The sequence below is a fragment of the Streptomyces sp. NPDC048278 genome (assembly GCF_040652195.1).
GTDB lineage: Bacteria > Actinomycetota > Actinomycetes > Streptomycetales > Streptomycetaceae > Streptomyces.
Genome location: NZ_JBEZLP010000023.1, coordinates 42,007 through 57,590 on the forward strand (window position 1 = coordinate 42,007; position 15,584 = coordinate 57,590).

Consider the following 15,584-nt stretch of genomic DNA (forward strand, 5'->3'; position numbering starts at 1 on the left):
CCTACCTCCACGCCGGAAGAACATGGCCGGTGATGGTCAACGCCCGCATCGGCGAAGTCATCGGCGAACGGCCGTACAGCGCCCTGAAGATCACCCTGGCGTCGGTCGCCGCCGCCCTCCTGATCGCCCTGGCGGTCCTGCTCGTGGTGACGCTGCGCAACTAGGCGTGCGGTACGTCCTTGAGCGCTTCGACGAAGGGGGCGAAGACCGCGCGCGGGAAGGTGAGGGTCCCGGCGGCGGGGTCCTTGGAGTCGCGGACGGCTATGCGGGTGGGGGAGTTCGCTATCTCTACGCAGGAGTCGCCGTCGCCGAAGCTTGAGTAGGACGACTTCTGCCAACTGTCGGGAACGGACATCACAGTTCCTTCGCCACGCGGTTGATCAAGTCTCGTGACTTGTCGGGGTTGAGGGACGCGTCTTCCAGTTTACGGAGAAGTGTTCGAAGGGCGGTGAGCTGGCCGACGGAGTCGATGTAGGCGGCGCCGTTCGGCCCGTCCCGCACAACGGTGTCCAGCTTGGATACGATGCCGCCCGCGTACAGCATGGCGCTCGCCGCGCCGGCGAACCCTTCCTCGGCGAAGGGGATGACCCGCACGGTGACGTTGTCCGCCTCGGACACTTCGAGCACTTCGTTCAGCTGGGCGCGCGAGGCCGCGCGGTCGCAGACCATGATGCGCAGTGCCGCCTCGTGGATGATGGCGTCGAACGGCGTGCCGCCGAGGACCGCCTTGCGGCGCAGCCGGTGCTGGACGCGCAACTCCAGTTTTGCCGACGGCAGTTCCGGGATGCGGTAGGCATAGACGGCCCGGGCGTAGTCCTCCGTCTGGAGCAGGCCGGGGACGTACAGAAACTGTGCCTCCCGAAGGAACGTGGCGTGGTGTTCCAACTCGGCGAGATCGAGGAAGGGTGCTGGCAGCAGATCCCGGTACTCCTCCCACCAGCCCTGCGTGCGGTCCTTCGTCATGGCCGCCAGTGCATCGATCAATCCACTGTCGGAGCATGAGTAGTTGGCAGCGAGAAGCCGCAGCCGTTTCTCGCTCACCCCGGCGAGGCCGGCCTCGATCTGGCTGATCTGCGGTGCGTTCACCCCGAGCAGCGCGGCGGCCTCCCGCGAGGTGAGGCCTGCTGCGTCCCGCAACCTGCGCAGTTCGACCGCCAAGCGCAGCTGACGTGCCGTTGGCTCGATCCTCTTCGCCACCGACCGGGCCTCCCAACACGCCGTCGAGCGCGACTCTTTCGGGGCCAGATTACGCGACCGACTTGCAGGATCGAAATGTTGCCCCCTACCTTCGGTGACATAACGAACACGCTGAGGAAGTGCACTGCGCCTCTGCCGTGCGGCGATGCCACCGTGCGTGAAATCCCCTTCATCCGACCGGAGTTGATGACGCATGCCCGAGACCTGGGACTACACGCTCTACGTCCCCAACGACCTGAGAGCGGTCACCGTCTGCCGTCGCACCCTGCGCCTGATCCTGACCATGCACGGGTTGATCGGTCTCGCCGACACGGCGGAGCTGCTCGCCGCGGAGCTGGTGTCGAACGCGGTGCGGCATACGAAGGGTCCGGCCGCGTTGAGGGTCCGGCGTTTCCCGGAGGGGGTGGTGTGGATCGGGGCGTGGGACGCGGATCCCGTGCCTCCGGAGCCGCCGGGGGCGGTTCCGGAGCTCCGGGAGGCGGGGCGGGGGTTGGGCCTGGTGGTGGCGTGTGCGGATGGCTGGGGCTGGCAGCCGTCGTCGCGGTTCGGGGAGCGGGGCAAGTTCGTGTGGTGTGAGTTGGGGGTGGCGTGATGGTGGGGTCGTCGCATGAGGCGTTGCAGCGGGTGCTGGGTGTTCCGTTTCCGGAGACGCGGGAGTTCGCCGCGATGAACGTGGATCTGACGGAGATCGAGCCGGTGGAGCGTCGGGTGGACGCGTTGCTGCGGGCGGAGACGGACGAGGGGACGTATCTCCTGGTGGTCGAGTCGCAGGGGGAGGAAGAAGTACCGGTGGGAGCCGGTGCTGATCGTGATCACGCAGAGCGCCGCGACCGCGCGGTGGGCCGCGCAGCCGATCAGGCTCGGCCTGCGGGGGTGGGAGTCGATGATCGTGCGTCCGTTGGTGCTGGGGCCGGAGAACGTGCCGGTGATCGCGGATGAGCGGGAGGCGGTGCGGGACGTACCTCTTGCGGTGCTGTCGGCCATGACGCATGGGCGGGGGCGGCAGGCCCCGGCCATACTGGAGTCGCTTGCAGCCGCCCTGAAGACCATCGACCGTGACAGCGCCGCGGTGTTCGTGCAGTTCGTCGACTCGTGCCTGGTCGATCCCCAGGCGAAGCAGATGTGGAGGGACCTGATGACGGCGATCCAGTACTTCTGGCGGCACCCACTGGCGGAACAGGTGCGCGAGGAGGGGCGGGAGGAAGGTCGCGAGCAGGGACGCGTTCAGGAGCGTGCCGAGATGGTGCTGCGTGTTCTGGAGTGGCGCGGTATCCCGGTGAGTGATGCGGTCCGTGAGCGAGTAGAAGCCTGCACCGATCTGGAGCAGCTCGAAGTCTGGGCCCGGCTGGCGGTGCACGTCACGGACGCCGGGGAGCTGTTCGCCGAGGAGTGAGCGTCGGCGCCGGCGCAGCCGTAGGTGTCCGGTGGGCCCGGCTGGGAAGTCGGGGGGTGCAGCCTGCCGCGTACGGTCGCGGCGCGGACGGAGGGCGGCTTCGCGTGCGTACCGTCGGAGTGGAGGAAGAGCTTCTTCTCGTCGACCCGGAGACGGGTGAGCCCACGGCGTCGGCCCCGGCCGTGCTGGCGCGGGCCTCGCTGGTGGACCCGCGGCAGGACGTGTTCGAGAAGGAGCTCTACGGGCAGATGCTGGAGTTCGCCACCCATCCGCAGAGGGACATGGGGGAGCTGGGGGAGGAGATCGTCCGGTGTCGCAAGGAGGCCGGACGGCTCGCCGGGGAGCTCGGGTGTGCCGTCGTCGCGCTCGCCTCCTCGCCGCTGCCCGTCAGCCCCTCCATCAGCGTGAACCCGCGCTACCAGTGGCTGGCCGAGCAGTACGGCATCGCCACCCGCGAGCAACTGGTGTGCGGCTGCCACGTACACGTCGCGGTGGAGTCCGACGAGGAGGGGGTGGGGGTTCTCGACCGGATACGGCCGTGGCTGCCGGTGCTCGTCGCGGTCAGCGGGAACTCGCCCTTCTGGCAGGGCGCCGACACCGGCTATGCCAGTTACCGCAGCCGGGTGTGGGCGCGCTGGCCGTCGTCCGGTCCCACCGGGCTGTTCCGCTCCGCCGAGCGCTACCACCGGCTGGTGGCGGACATGGTGGCCACCGGCGTCATCCTGGACGAGGGCATGGTCTACTTCGACGCCCGGCTGGCCCGGCGCTACCCGACCGTGGAGATCCGGGTCGCGGACGTCTGCCTGCGCGCCGGGACCGCCGTGCTCGTGGCCACCCTCGCCCGTGCGCTGGTGGAGACGGCCGCACGGGAGTGGCGGGCCGGGCGGGAGCCCGTCGACCACGGGGTGGGGCTGCAGCGGCTGGCCGGCTGGCGGGCCGCACGGTCGGGGCTCGGCGGCGAACTGCTCGATCCCGGCACCATGCGGCCCGAGCCGGCCCCCGCCGTACTGGACGCACTGCTCGCGCACACCCGCGACACCCTCGCCGCCAGCGGTGACCTGGCGGGGGTCGAGGAGGGTGTGAGAAGGCTGCTGCGGCGCGGCAACGGCGCCGACGAGCAGCGGGGGCTGCTGGCGGGCACCGGGAGCCTGCGGGACGTCGTCACGGCGTGTGTGCAGCGCACCCAGGAGTGACGCGCATCCAGGAGTGACGCGCGTCGCGGGAGGGGCCCCGCTCAGCCCGGCTTGCGGGCGAGGATGAACGCTCGGGGCATCTTCTCCGCTCCCAGGGGCTCCCGGATGAGCGTCGCCGCCACCTCCAGGCCCGCCTTGGCGAGCATGTCGCCGACCGCGTACGCGGGGCGCCAGTAGTAGTGCAGGTCGATCTCGTGGCCGAAGCGCTCGGTGAGGTGGAGGCCGGGCGTGTCGCCCTTCTGGAAGCCCACGAGGACGTGCCCGCCGGGGACCAGGACGCGGTGGAAGCCCGCGAAGGTCGCCGGGAGGTGGTCGTCGGGGATGTGGATGATCGAGTAGAGGGCGAGGATGCCGCCGAGGGTCTCGTCGGGGAGGTCCAGGGACGTCATGGAGCCCCGGTGGTAGCGGACGGCGGGGTGGGCCTCGCGGGCCAGGGTGACCATGGCGGGCGAGAGGTCGATGCCGAAGGCCTGGACACCCAGGCCGTTCAGGTGGGCCGTGATGTCGCCGGGGCCGCTGCCCAGGTCGGCCACGGGGGCGGTGCCGTTCGCCTTCACCAGCGCGGCGAAGGCGGCGATCATGGACATGTCCACGGGGAGGTCCGGGATGCCGGGGAAGGCGGCGGAGTAGTCCCTCGCGATCGTGTCGTAGGACGTACGGGTGGTCTCTATGAAGTCGGTCGTGTCCGAGTCCGTCACGGTCGCGCACGCTACCGGGCGGGCGCGGCACGCGTGGCGAAGTCGCGGTTGCGGCTCGGTCCCGTTTCGGTGGGTGGACACGACGGGCGTGATCGTCGCCGGGCGTGGTATGCGTGGAAGAGGAAACATACGTGTTACCCAGCCACGTCCGAGGTCATGCGTCCGCGGTCAGATTTTCTTCCCCTAACGGGCTGAACTTTTGTTGATCTCGGGTCAGTTGACCCTTCGGGCGTCCTACCCTTCAGAGGGTGAACCAATTGATGTCCCTAGAGACCGAGGCCGACCTTCCCGGGGATGTGCTCCCCGGCGTGCTCAGCGAGGAACTGCACGCCGAACTCGTCGCCTTCCGCCGCGACCTGCACATGCATCCCGAGCTAGGCAACCAGGAGTTCCGCACCACGGCCGCCATCAAGGAGCGGCTGGAGAAGGCCGGTCTCCGGCCGCGCGTCCTCCCGGCGGGGACCGGCCTCATCTGTGACATCGGGCCGGTCGGGGACGGGCTGCCGGTGCTCGCCCTGCGGGCCGACATCGACGCGCTGCCCATCCCGGACATGAAGGCCGAGTGCGCGTACCGGTCCACCGTGCCGGACCGGGCGCACGCCTGTGGGCATGACGTGCATACGACAGTGGTGCTGGGCGCCGGACTGGTTCTCGCCGAGCTGCACGCGAAGGGGCAGCTGCCCCGGCCCGTGCGGCTGCTCTTCCAGCCGGCCGAGGAGGTGCTGCCCGGCGGGGCCGCCGACGCCATCGAGGCCGGCGTGCTGGACGGGGTGGGGCGGATCATCGCCGTGCACTGCGACCCCCGGGTGGACGTGGGCCGGATCGGGCTCAGGACCGGCGCCATCACCAGCGCCTGCGACCGGGTCGAGGTGGCGCTGGACGGCCCCGGCGGGCACACCGCCCGGCCGCACCTGACCACCGACCTGGTCACCGCCGCCGCCCGGGTGGCCGTCGACGTGCCGGCGCTCATCGGGCGGCGCGTGGACAGCCGGAGCGGGCTCGCGGTGACCTGGGGCCGGATCGAGTGCGGGCACGCGCCCAACGTGATCCCGCAGCACGCCGAGCTGTCCGGGACCGTGCGCTGCCTGGACCTGGAGGCCTGGCGGACCGCGCCGGACGTCGTGCACGCGGCCATCGACGAGGTCGCGACCATGCACCGCGCCAAGTCCGAGATCAACTACGTGCGCGGGGTGCCGCCGGTCGTCAACGACCCGGTGATCACCGAACTGCTGCGGGACGCGATGGCCGCCCGGCGCGGCACCGACTCCATCGAGACCACCGAGCAGAGCCTCGGCGGCGAGGACTTCTCCTGGTACCTGGAGCACGTGCCGGGCGCCCTGGCGCGGCTCGGGGTGCGCACGCCGGGCGAGCGGACCGTGCGCGACCTGCACCAGGGTGACTTCGACGCCGACGAACGGGCCATCACCGTCGGGGTGGAGCTGTTCACGGCCGCAGCCCTCATCGACGCGACCATGTAGTCGGCGTAGTCGGCGTAGTCGGCGTAGTCGTCACGACGGCTGTCGTACGAGACGGCGGGAGAAACGGTCAGCTTCCCCGCGAGTCCCGCATGTCCTCCACGTCGCGTAAGTCCCGCAGGGGGCGACGGGGTGCCCGGTCGGTGCCCCTTCGCCCCCTTGTGTCACCCCGTCGTAACCGGCGGCCGCCGCTTGTAACCCGGAGTCGGCACGGTTCGATAACGGCCCGGAGAAACCCCGTTCCCCTCACCTTCTACGCGCGTTACTGTGCGCCGAAATCGCCACCGAGGGTGGACGGTTGGGGAAGCGGGCCGGGGACGGTGCCGTGGGGACGAAGGGGTGCTTGCTGTGCGTTATATCTCGGGTCGGAGGACTCGGTTCTCCCAAGCTGCGGTGACCGTTGCCGTCATCGCCCTCGCGGCCGCCGGATGCGGCAAGTCCAGCTCGGACAGCGGTGCGACCAGCACCAACTCGTCCGGCAAGTACAACGGCAAGGGCATAGGCCTCGCCTACGACATCGGCGGCAAGGGCGACCAGTCGTTCAACGACGCCGCCTTCGCCGGCTTCGAGAAGGCCGAGAAGGAGTTCGGCATCGGCGGCCGTGACATCGAGCCGCAGGACGGCGAGTCCGACGCCGACAAGGTGCAGCGCCTCGACACGCTCGCCAAGGCCGGCTACAACCCGATCATCGGGGTCGGCTACTCCTACGCGCCCGCCGTCAAGGAGGTCGCCGCCAAGTACCCGAACATCACCTTCGGCATGATCGACGACTCGACGATCCAGGCGAAGAACGTCGTCGACATGGTGTTCGCCGCCGAGCAGTCCTCCTACCTCGCCGGTGTCGCCGCTGCGTCGGCGACCAAGAAGGACCACATCGGGTTCATCGGCGGCGTGGACATCCCGCTGATCCACACCTTCGAGGCCGGGTTCGACCAGGGCGCCAAGTCCGTCAACCCGAAGATCAAGATCGAGTCGCAGTACCTGACGCAGACCGCGGCCGAGGGCGGCTTCTCCAGCCCGGACAAGGGCAAGACCGCCGCCCAGGGCCAGATCGACGCCGGTGCGGACGTCATCTACCACGCGGCCGGCCTGTCCGGTCAGGGCGTGATCGAGGCCGCCGCCTCCGACAAGGTCTGGGCGATCGGCGTCGACTCCGACCAGTACGCGCAGGACGCCCTCGCCAAGTACAAGGACTACATCCTCGGCTCGGCCCTGAAGAACGTCGGCGGCGCCGTGTACGACCTGGTGAAGTCCGTCTACGAGGGCAAGCCGGAGAGCGGCACCGTCAACGGCACCCTGAAGACCGGCGGCGTCGGCTTCGCGGACACCAACCCGAAGTACAAGGCGATGACCAAGGTCGTCGCGGCGGTCGACAAGGCCAAGCAGGACATCATCGACGGCAAGGTCACCGTCAACACGAAGTAATGCGACATATATAAGTCGCCGGGTGAGCGGCCGTACCCACGGGTACGGCCGCCCGCGCGTCCTTGCAGCCCCCGCGCCCCTTGCCTCCTGCAAGGGGCGTATTGCTGTCCGTAGCCTTGGTCGTGACTGTGGCCACAGCTAGATAACGGACCGGACATTGGGGGTTTTCCGTCTGGTCTACGCGCGTTACGCTGCCGCGGAACCAGCGCCTGGTTTGGGCGCTTGCACGAAGGAGTCTCGTTCCATGCGCCGGGTGTCCCGAATCGCCGTTGCGGGCGTTGCAACCGCAGCTCTTGCCGTCACCGTTTCAGCGTGCGGCAGCTCGTCCAGCTCGTCCACCGGCAAGGCCGGCGCGTCCAAGGGTGTCGGTCTCGCGTACGACGTCGGCGGCAAGGGCGACCAGTCGTTCAACGACGCCGCGTACGCCGGCTTCGAGAAGGCCGACAAGGAGTTCGGCGTCACCGGCCGGGACATCGAGCCGCAGGACGGCGAGTCGGACGCGGACAAGGTCCAGCGTCTTGAGACCCTGGCCAAGTCCGGCTACAACCCGGTGATCGGCGTCGGCTTCGCCTACGCGCCCGCCGTCAAGGAAGCCGCCGCGAAGTTCCCGAAGGTCACCTTCGGCATCATCGACGACAACACGGACCAGGCGAGCAACGTCGCCGACATGGTCTTCCACGAGGAGCAGTCCTCGTACCTGGCCGGTGTCACCGCCGCGCTGACCACCAAGTCGAACACCGTCGGCTTCATCGGCGGCGTGGACGTCCCGCTGATCCACAAGTTCGAGGCGGGCTTCGAGCAGGGCGTCAAGGACACCAAGAAGAACGTCACGGTCAAGGCCCAGTACCTGACCCAGACCGCCCAGGAGGGCGGCTTCTCCAGCCCCGACAAGGGCGAGGCCGCCGCCGAGGGCCAGATCGGCGCGGGCGCCGACGTGGTCTACGCCGCCGCCGGCCTCTCCGGCCAGGGCGTCATCAAGGCCGCCGCCGCGCACAAGGTGTGGGCGATCGGTGTCGACTCCGACCAGTACAACCAGGCCGCGCTGTCGAAGTACAAGAACTACATCCTGACCTCGGCCCTGAAGAACGTCGAGGGTGCGGTCTACGACCTCGCCAAGTCCGTCATCAAGGACAAGAAGCCGCTGTCCGGTGAGATCCGCGGCTCCCTGAACAACGGCGGCGTCGGCCTGGCCGACTCCAACCCGGTCTTCAAGAACAACGCCACCCTGCAGGCCGCGATCAAGAAGGCCGAGGCCGGCATCAAGGACGGTTCGATCAAGGTCAAGACGTCCTGACCCACCGGTCATGACCTTGTCGTAGGCATGGTCAAAAGAACGCTGTAATGGCAGCGTTACGGCCACGGAACGGGGTGCGGGAAGGATGTTCTTCCCGCGCCCCCTGCCATGGATCCGGGGACCTCGACAGGGTCCCGGGCGCGGATCCGAGAGTTCGGTCAGGAATCTCGGGTGCGGGTCCGGTGATCGGTCGGTGAGCCCGGGCGGGTGTCCGGGAGATCGACGGAGATCCCGGGGACCGACGGCAGGGGCACCCCCCGTTCGCGCGGCAGAATGCTCGGAACGGATCGAGAGTCGAAAAAGCTCGGTCAGGTCCGGGCACTATTTAAAGCAGGGGCGCTACGCGCGTAGAGCGACCCCTTTTCCGAGGAGAGTGCGCCATCGACGCGTCCAGCAGCCCTCCGCTCACCGCAGAGACGACAGCCGCGGTCGAGCTGGCGGGGATCACCAAACGATTCCCGGGTGTCGTAGCCAACCACGACATCCACCTGTCCGTCCGCAGGGGCACCGTGCATGCCCTGGTCGGCGAGAACGGTGCCGGCAAGTCGACCCTGATGAAGATCCTCTACGGCATGCAGAAGCCGGACGAGGGCACCATCGCGATCGACGGCGAACAGGTCACCTTCTCGTCCCCGGCCGACGCCATCGCGCGCGGCATCGGCATGGTCCACCAGCACTTCATGCTGGCGGACAACCTGACGGTCCTTGAGAACGTGGTGCTCGGCAGCGAGAAGCTGTACGGCATCGGCGGCAACGCCCGGAAGAAGATCAAGGAGATCTCCGACCGGTACGGCCTCGGCATCCGCCCGGACGCCCTGGTCGAGGACCTCGGGGTCGCCGACCGCCAGCGCGTGGAGATCCTCAAGGTCCTCTTCCGCGGCGCCAAGACCCTGATCCTCGACGAGCCCACCGCGGTCCTCGTCCCGCAGGAGGTCGACGCGCTCTTCGACAACCTGCGCGAGCTGAAGTCCGAGGGCCTCTCGGTCATCTTCATCTCCCACAAGCTCGGCGAGGTGCTCTCCGTCGCCGACGACATCACCGTCATCCGGCGCGGCACCACCGTCGGCACCGCGATCCCCTCCGAGACCACCCCGCGCCAGCTCGCCGAGCTGATGGTCGGCAGCGAGCTGCCCACCCCGGAGACCGCCGAGTCCACGGTCACCGACCAGGCCGTCGTCACGGTCAGGAACCTCACCGTCTACGCGAGCGGCCCCTCCCTCGGCGAGGTCGGCGCACAGCCCGAGACCGCCACGGTCGGCTCGTCCGGCGCCACCGCCCGCGGCGACGTCCTCGACGAGGCCACCGCCCCCGGCGCCGCCAAGCGCGTCCTCGACGACGTCACCTTCACCATCCACGCCGGCGAGGTCATGGGCATCGCCGGCGTCGAGGGCAACGGCCAGACCGAGCTGATCGACGCGCTCATCGGCACCCGCCACGCCGACTCGGGCACGATCGAGTTCCTCGGCGAGGACGTCACCGGCTGGGGCACCCGCAAGCGCCGCGAGTCCGGCGTCGGCTACATCCCCGAGGACCGCCACCGCCAGGGCCTGCTCCTGGAGTCCCCGCTCTGGGAGAACCGCATCCTCGGCCACGTCACCGAGAAGCCCAACGCGAAGGGCTTCTGGCTGGACATCAAGGGCGCCCAGGCCGACACCCGCCGGATCGTCGAGGAGTACGACGTCCGCACCCCCGGCATCGACGTCACCGCCGCCTCGCTCTCCGGCGGCAACCAGCAGAAGCTGATCGTCGGCCGCGAGATGAGCCACCACCCGAAGTTCCTGATCGCCGCCCACCCCACCCGCGGTGTGGACGTCGGCGCCCAGGCGCAGATCTGGGACCGCATCCGGGACGCCCGCCGCGAGGGCCTCGCGGTGCTGCTGATCTCCGCCGACCTGGACGAGCTGATCGGTCTGTCGGACACCCTGCGGGTGATCTTCGACGGAAAGCTGGTCGCGGACGCCGACCCGGCCACCATCACCCCGGAGGAGCTGGGCTCCGCCATGACGGGTGCCGCGTCCGGCCACCTGGAACACGTAGACACCGCCCCAGAGGGACACGAAGGCGCCGACGGTCCGGAGGACGAGGCCCGATGAAGAAGTTCGACAAGGAGCGGGTGCTCCTCGCGGTGGCCGGCCCGGCCATCGCGCTCGTCCTCGCGATCGCCCTGACCTCGATCGTCCTGCTGGCCTCGAACCGCAACCCGTTCGAGCCGTACGTGCTGATGCTCCAGCAGCTGCCGTACTCCGACATCCAGGTCCTGATCATCAACCAGGCGGCGATGTACTACATCGCGGCCATCGCGGTCGCCCTCGGCTTCCGCATGAACCTCTTCAACATCGGCGTCGACGGCCAGTACCGCCTCGCCGCCGTGATGACCGCCGTGGTCGGCGCCAACGTGGGCCTGCCCGCCGCCCTCCAGATCCCGATGCTGCTCCTGGTCGCCATGCTCACCGGCGCCTTCTGGGCCGGCATCGCGGGCGTCCTCAAGGTCACCCGGGGGGTCAGCGAGGTCGTCGCCACGATCATGCTGAACGCCATCGCCACCAGCGTCATCGGCTACGTCACCCTCTCCGACGTGTGGGGCGTCCAGGTCGGCAACAACATGACGACCGGCGTGATGAAGAAGTCCGGCTGGTTCCCCGGCATCAACCTGGGCTCCGACGTCGGCGACATCTACGGCATGGTCTTCGTCGCCATCGCCCTCGGCATCGGCTACTGGCTGGTCCTCAACCGCACCCGCTTCGGCTTCGACCTGCGCGCCACCGGCGCCTCCGAGTCCGCCGCGGCGGCCTCCGGCGTCGACGCCAAGCGCATGGTCCTGATCTCCATGCTGATCTCCGGCGCCGTCTCCGGCCTCGCGGGCCTCCCGCTGCTGCTCGGCGACTCCCACACCTACAGCCTCGACTTCCCGGCCGGCCTCGGCTTCACCGCCATCGGCATCGCCCTGCTCGGCCGCAACAACCCGGGCGGCATCGCCTTCGCCGCCCTGCTGTGGGCCTTCCTCGACAAGGCCTCGCCCGCCCTCGACTACGCGACCCCGGTGGCGTACGAGAAGGAGATCGCCACGATCATGCAGGGCCTGATCGTCTTCTCCGTCGTCATCTCCTACGAAGCCGTACGGCAGTGGGGTCTGCGCCGCCAGCAGCGCCAGGTCGGCGCCGAGCTCGCCGCAGCCGCCGCCAAGAACACCAAGAAGGAGGTGGCTGCCTGATGTCCACCGCGACCATCGCCAAGCCGCAGGCGAAGCAGCCCGGCAGGGGCAGCCGCCGGATGTCGCTCCCGGTACTCCTGCTGGTCATCGCCGGCGTACTGGTCCTGACCTCCCTGGTGCGCATCATCACCGGCGCCGAGGGCATCACCTCGACCGGCCAGATGTCCACCGCGCTGCGCCTCGCCGTCCCGATCGGCCTCGCCGGCCTCGGCGGTCTGTGGGCCGAGCGCGCGGGCGTCGTCAACATCGGCCTCGAAGGCATGATGATCCTCGGCACCTGGTTCGGCGCCTGGGCCGGCTACCAGTGGGGCCCCTGGGTCGGCATCGTCTTCGGCATCCTCGGCGGCGCCCTCGGCGCCCTGCTGCACGCCGTCGCCACCGTCACCTTCAACGTCAACCACATCGTCTCCGGTGTGGCCCTGAACATCCTCGCCCTGGGCGCCACCCGCTACCTCTCGAAGTTCACCTTCGAGAACGCGGAGGGCGGCTCCTCCAAGCAGTCCCCGCCGATCGACTCACTCGGCACGTTCAGCGTCCCGGGCCTGTCCGACTGGCTGGACACGCTCAACCAGAAGCACTGGTTCTTCATCTCCGACGTCGCGGGCCTGGTCGGCGGTCTGCTCACCGACCTCTCGCCGCTGACGGTGATCGCGGTGGCCCTCGTACCGATCACGTGGTGGGTCCTGTGGCGCACCGCCTTCGGCCTGCGCCTGCGCTCCTGCGGCGAGAACCCGGTCGCGGCCGAGTCCCTCGGCGTCAACGTCTACAAGTACAAGTACATCGCCGTGCTCATCAGCGGCGGCTTCGCGGGCCTCGGCGGCGCGTTCCTGTCCATCGTCGCCTCGAACGTCTACCTGGACGGCCAGACCGCCGGCCGCGGCTACATCGGCCTCGCCGCGATGATCTTCGGCAACTGGATGCCGGGCGGCCTCGCCCTCGGCGCGGGCCTGTTCGGCTACACCGACAGCCTCAACCTGCGCGGCGGCACGGTGAACGTCCACGCGCTGATCCTGCTGCTCGCGATCCTCCTGGTGTTCGGCGCCGCGTACCTGGCCTGGAAGAAGAAGTACGTCCCGGCCGTCATCACGATCGTCATCTCGGTCCTGATGTTCGTCTGGTACGCCACCACCGACGACGTCCCGCGCCAGCTCGTGACCGCGACCCCGTACCTCGTCACCCTGCTGGTGCTCTCGCTGTCCGCGCAGTCCCTGCGGATGCCGAAGGCGGACGGCCTGCCGTACCGGAAGGGACAGGGCAAGTGACCGCCCCGGCCGCCGGTTTCGACTGGGAGACCCTGCGGGCCGAGGCCCGGGAGGCCATGTCCCACGCCTACGCCCCGTACTCCGGCTACCCGGTCGGCGCCGCCGCCCTCGTGGACGACGGCCGTACGGTCTCCGGCTGCAACGTGGAGAACGCGTCGTACGGCCTCGGCCTGTGCGCCGAGTGCGGCCTGGTCTCCGCGCTCCGGCGCACGGGCGGCGGCCGGCTCACGCACTTCACCTGCGTGGACGGCACGGGCGCCCTCCTCGTCCCGTGCGGTCGCTGCCGCCAGCTCCTCTACGAGTTCGGCGGCCCGGACCTCCTCCTGGACACCCCGGAGGGCGTCCTCGCCCTCTCCGAGATGCTGCCCCAGGCCTTCGGCCCGGCCCATCTCACCAAGTAATCCCGTACGGCCCCTTCCGGTTGGGAGGGGCCGTACGCATCGCACATCTCCGAAGGGAACGCCATGGCCACCATGGACGCCGTCTCCGTCATCCGCACCAAGCGGGACCGCGGTGAGCTCAGCGACCACCAGATCGACTGGGTCATCGACGCGTACACGCGCGGCGAGGTCGCCGACGAGCAGATGTCGTCGCTCGCGATGGCCATCCTCCTCAACGGCATGAACCGCCGCGAGATCGCCCGCTGGACCGCCGCGATGATCGCCTCCGGCGAGCGCATGGACTTCTCCTCGCTGTCCCGTCCGACCGCCGACAAGCACTCCACGGGCGGCGTCGGCGACAAGATCACCCTCCCGCTGGCACCCCTCGTGGCCGCCTGCGGCGCGGCCGTCCCCCAGCTCTCCGGCCGCGGCCTCGGCCACACCGGCGGCACCCTGGACAAGCTGGAGTCCATCCCCGGCTGGCGCGCCCTGCTCTCCAACGAGGAGATGCTGAACGTCCTCGACACCACCGGCGCGGTGATCTGCGCGGCGGGCGACGGCCTGGCCCCCGCCGACAAGAAGCTGTACGCGCTGCGCGACGTCACCGGCACGGTCGAGGCCATCCCCCTGATCGCCTCCTCGATCATGTCGAAGAAGATCGCCGAGGGCACCGGCTCCCTGGTCCTGGACGTGAAGGTCGGCACCGGCGCCTTCATGAAGACCATCGAGGACGCCCGCGAGCTCGCCTCGACCATGGTGGGCCTCGGCACCGACCACGGCGTGAAGACGGTCGCCCTCCTCACGGACATGTCCACCCCGCTCGGCCTCACGGCCGGCAACGCCCTGGAGGTCCGCGAGTCGGTGGAGGTCCTGGCCGGCGGCGGCCCCGCCGACGTGGTGGAGCTGACCATCGCCCTCGCCCGCGAGATGCTCGACGCGGCCGGCATCCGCGACGCCGACCCGGCGAAGGCACTCGCCGACGGCTCGGCGATGGACGTCTGGCGCCGGATGATCGCGGCCCAGGGCGGCGACCCGGACGCGGTCCTCCCCGTCGCGAAGGAACAGCACGTGATCAAGGCGCCGTCGACCGGCGTCCTGACCCGCCTCGACGCCTACGACATCGGCGTCGCCGCCTGGCGCCTCGGCGCCGGCCGCGCCCGCAAGGAGGACCCGGTCCAGGCGGGCGCCGGCGTCGAACTCCACGCCAAGCCCGGCGACACCGTCACCGCCGGCCAGCCCCTCCTCACCCTCCACACCGACACCCCGGAGCGCTTCGAGTACGCGCTCCAGGCGGTCGAGGGGTCGTACGACATCGGGGCGGCCGGTACGGCCTTCACAGCGTCGCCCGTCGTGCTGGAACGTATCGCCTGACCAGGTGTTTCTTCTTTCGGGTGAACGGGATCGGTGGACCTCCGCCGGTCCCGTTCGGCATGCTGGGATCGGTGACGCAACCGAAGGAGACCGCCATGAGCGCACTCACCGTGGGCCAGGACCCCGACCAGAACTGGGACGAACTCGTCCGGTACTGGGAGGAGATGGAATGGCCCGAGGGCAGCAAGGTGGAGATCATCGAGGCGATCATCACCGTGTCACCTGCTCCCGCCTACCGGCACAACGTGATCGCGGAGCGTATCCAGCGTCGCCTCTACTCCGTGATTCCGGAGGATTGGGGGGTCTACCAGACGCTGTCGATCGCTGTGCCCTCGCGTCTCGGAATGTTCATCCCGGACATTGTGGTGGCTCCTCGGCAGACCGATTCCTATGTGGAGAGCCATATCCCCGCCGGACTCGTGGAACTCGTCGTCGAGGTGACCTCCAAGTCCAACGCCCGGCACGACCGCGTCAGCAAGCCTGCGGCTTATGCCACCGCAGGCATCCCGCTGTACCTGCTCATCGACCGCTGGGCCCCCGGCGGGCCCACGGCAACGCTCTACGGCGAGCCGAAGCGCGATGTCTACCGGGTCCTCCGCGCCGTCAAGTTCGGTGATCCCATCGACCTGCCGGAGCCGTTCGGCCTCACGATCGACACCGGGGAGTTCCCCGTCGACTGACCGTC

General features: G+C 69.5%; 15 protein-coding genes and 1 pseudogene. 13 read left to right on the forward strand and 3 right to left on the reverse strand.

The features are described 5' to 3' along the window. The first annotated feature begins 32 nt into the window (after nucleotides 1-32). The gene (locus AB0D74_RS32425; RefSeq protein ID WP_362594914.1) at nucleotides 33-164 is read left to right on the forward strand and encodes a hypothetical protein; all 132 of its coding nucleotides are present in this window, start codon (nucleotides 33-35) and stop codon (nucleotides 162-164) included. On the opposite strand, the gene AB0D74_RS32430 is transcribed toward AB0D74_RS32425, so the two are convergent. Both AB0D74_RS32430 and AB0D74_RS32435 read right to left on the reverse strand, forming a co-directional pair. Further along, on the reverse strand, nucleotides 161-355 hold the full coding sequence (locus AB0D74_RS32430) for a DUF397 domain-containing protein (RefSeq protein ID WP_362594916.1): 195 nt from the start codon (nucleotides 353-355) through the stop codon (nucleotides 161-163). The genes AB0D74_RS32425 and AB0D74_RS32430 overlap by 4 nt on opposite strands. Further along, nucleotides 355-1,197 carry a helix-turn-helix transcriptional regulator gene (locus AB0D74_RS32435; protein WP_362594918.1) on the reverse strand — a complete coding sequence of 281 codons (843 nt, stop codon included), beginning with the start codon at nucleotides 1,195-1,197 and terminating at the stop codon, nucleotides 355-357. Before AB0D74_RS32435 ends, AB0D74_RS32430 begins: the two co-directional genes overlap by 1 nt. Nucleotides 1,198-1,390: 193 nt before the next feature. On the opposite strand from AB0D74_RS32435, the gene AB0D74_RS32440 reads away from it, so the two are divergent. The 3 genes and pseudogenes from AB0D74_RS32440 to AB0D74_RS32450 all read left to right on the forward strand — a co-directional run bounded on the left by AB0D74_RS32440 (nucleotide 1,391) and on the right by AB0D74_RS32450 (nucleotide 3,783). After that, nucleotides 1,391-1,789 carry an ATP-binding protein gene (locus tag AB0D74_RS32440; protein WP_362594920.1) on the forward strand — a complete coding sequence of 133 codons (399 nt, stop codon included), beginning with the start codon at nucleotides 1,391-1,393 and terminating at the stop codon, nucleotides 1,787-1,789. After that, nucleotides 1,789-2,590 (forward strand): annotated as a pseudogene (locus tag AB0D74_RS32445) (hypothetical protein). Before AB0D74_RS32440 ends, AB0D74_RS32445 begins: the two are co-directional and overlap by 1 nt. 104 nt (nucleotides 2,591-2,694) lie before the next feature. Beyond that, a complete protein-coding gene (locus AB0D74_RS32450; RefSeq protein ID WP_362594922.1) occupies nucleotides 2,695-3,783 on the forward strand; it encodes a glutamate--cysteine ligase in 1,089 nt (362 codons plus the stop codon). A gap of 41 nt (nucleotides 3,784-3,824) precedes the next feature. On the opposite strand, the gene AB0D74_RS32455 is transcribed toward AB0D74_RS32450, so the two are convergent. Continuing rightward, nucleotides 3,825-4,481, reverse strand: coding sequence for a class I SAM-dependent methyltransferase (locus AB0D74_RS32455; protein WP_362594924.1), 657 nt, complete (start codon nucleotides 4,479-4,481; stop codon nucleotides 3,825-3,827). Between the two features lie 260 nt (nucleotides 4,482-4,741). Between AB0D74_RS32455 and AB0D74_RS32460 the strand changes: the two genes are divergently transcribed. The 9 genes from AB0D74_RS32460 (at nucleotide 4,742) to AB0D74_RS32500 (ending at nucleotide 15,579) form a co-directional block, all read left to right on the forward strand. After that, a complete protein-coding gene (locus AB0D74_RS32460) occupies nucleotides 4,742-5,959 on the forward strand; it encodes a M20 family metallopeptidase (RefSeq protein ID WP_362594926.1) in 1,218 nt (405 codons plus the stop codon). A 390-nt stretch (nucleotides 5,960-6,349) separates the two neighbouring features. Then, on the forward strand, nucleotides 6,350-7,381 hold the full coding sequence (locus AB0D74_RS32465) for a BMP family ABC transporter substrate-binding protein (RefSeq protein WP_362594930.1): 1,032 nt from the start codon (nucleotides 6,350-6,352) through the stop codon (nucleotides 7,379-7,381). 244 nt (nucleotides 7,382-7,625) lie between these two features. Continuing rightward, nucleotides 7,626-8,675, forward strand: a complete 1,050-nt coding sequence (locus AB0D74_RS32470; protein WP_362594932.1) for a BMP family ABC transporter substrate-binding protein — start codon at nucleotides 7,626-7,628, stop codon at nucleotides 8,673-8,675. 380 nt (nucleotides 8,676-9,055) lie between these two features. Beyond that, the gene (locus AB0D74_RS32475) at nucleotides 9,056-10,768 is read left to right on the forward strand and encodes an ABC transporter ATP-binding protein (protein ID WP_362595167.1); all 1,713 of its coding nucleotides are present in this window, start codon (nucleotides 9,056-9,058) and stop codon (nucleotides 10,766-10,768) included. After that, on the forward strand, nucleotides 10,765-11,886 hold the full coding sequence (locus AB0D74_RS32480; protein ID WP_362594934.1) for an ABC transporter permease: 1,122 nt from the start codon (nucleotides 10,765-10,767) through the stop codon (nucleotides 11,884-11,886). Before AB0D74_RS32475 ends, AB0D74_RS32480 begins: the two co-directional genes overlap by 4 nt. Then, on the forward strand, nucleotides 11,886-13,148 hold the full coding sequence (locus AB0D74_RS32485; protein WP_362594936.1) for an ABC transporter permease: 1,263 nt from the start codon (nucleotides 11,886-11,888) through the stop codon (nucleotides 13,146-13,148). Before AB0D74_RS32480 ends, AB0D74_RS32485 begins: the two co-directional genes overlap by 1 nt. Continuing rightward, the gene (locus AB0D74_RS32490) at nucleotides 13,145-13,549 is read left to right on the forward strand and encodes a cytidine deaminase (RefSeq protein ID WP_362594938.1); all 405 of its coding nucleotides are present in this window, start codon (nucleotides 13,145-13,147) and stop codon (nucleotides 13,547-13,549) included. The genes AB0D74_RS32485 and AB0D74_RS32490 overlap by 4 nt, the downstream gene beginning before the upstream one ends. Before the next feature lie 72 nt (nucleotides 13,550-13,621). Next, nucleotides 13,622-14,899 carry a thymidine phosphorylase gene (locus AB0D74_RS32495; protein ID WP_362595169.1) on the forward strand — a complete coding sequence of 426 codons (1,278 nt, stop codon included), beginning with the start codon at nucleotides 13,622-13,624 and terminating at the stop codon, nucleotides 14,897-14,899. Nucleotides 14,900-14,994: 95 nt separating this feature from the next. Continuing rightward, nucleotides 14,995-15,579, forward strand: a complete 585-nt coding sequence (locus AB0D74_RS32500; protein WP_362594940.1) for a Uma2 family endonuclease — start codon at nucleotides 14,995-14,997, stop codon at nucleotides 15,577-15,579. Nucleotides 15,580-15,584 lie beyond the last annotated feature (5 nt).